The 777-nt window shown below is 71.7% G+C and carries 1 protein-coding gene; it reads left to right on the top strand.

What is annotated here, in order from left to right; genetic code table 11:
* Positions 1–777: two-partner secretion domain-containing protein (locus tag AC6LJ9_RS30615; RefSeq protein WP_498150449.1), on the top strand; the 777-nt coding region annotated here is incomplete at both ends.

Genomic DNA, 777 nt, shown 5'->3' with positions numbered 1-777 from the left:
GGCCGTGGCCGCGCAGCAGGCGGCGCAGGCCGCCGCGCGGGCGGCGGCGGCCGCCAATGGCGCCGGCGTGCCGGACGGACTGACGCCGGGCGGCCTGTGGGCGGCCGAGGGCGCGCAGGCCAAATGGGAAGGCGCCAAGACGCCGCAGAAGAGCGCGGCCGATGGCCGCCAGGTCGTGACCATCGAGCAAACGCAGTCGCGCGCCATCCTGAACTGGGACACCTTCAACGTCGGCCGCGACACCACGCTGCAATTCAAGCAGAACGCGTCCGACGCGGTGCTGAACCGCGTGGTCGGCGCGTCCGCGAAGCCCAGCGAGATCCATGGCGCCATCAAGGCCGACGGCACCGTGCTGGTGGTCAACCAGAACGGCGTGATCTTCACCGGCACCAGCCAGGTCAACGCGCGCAACCTGGTGGCGGCTGCCGCCACCATCACCGACGAGCAGTTCCGCGACAAGGGCATCCATGCCGATGCCGAAGGCCGGCAGCCCACGTTCAAGGACGCGCTGGGCAAGATCGAGCTGCGGCCGGGCGCGAGCATCGCCACGCACGAGCCGGGCAGCGCCACGCGCGGCGGCGGCTATGTGCTGCTGCTGGGCAGCGAGGTCGACAACGCCGGCCAGATCGCCACGCCGCGCGGGCAGGCCACGCTGGCGGCGGGCGACGACTTCTACATCCGCAAGGGCTACGGCACCGACGGCAACGTCAAGTCGACGACCACTGGCAACGAGGTTGGCACGACGATCAAGGCCGGCAGCACGGCAGGGCTGGTGCG

This window comes from Achromobacter sp. 1011811831, from assembly GCF_059760905.1.
Note: the sequence above shows the minus strand (reverse complement) of the source record. Positions and strands in the feature narration are given on the sequence as shown.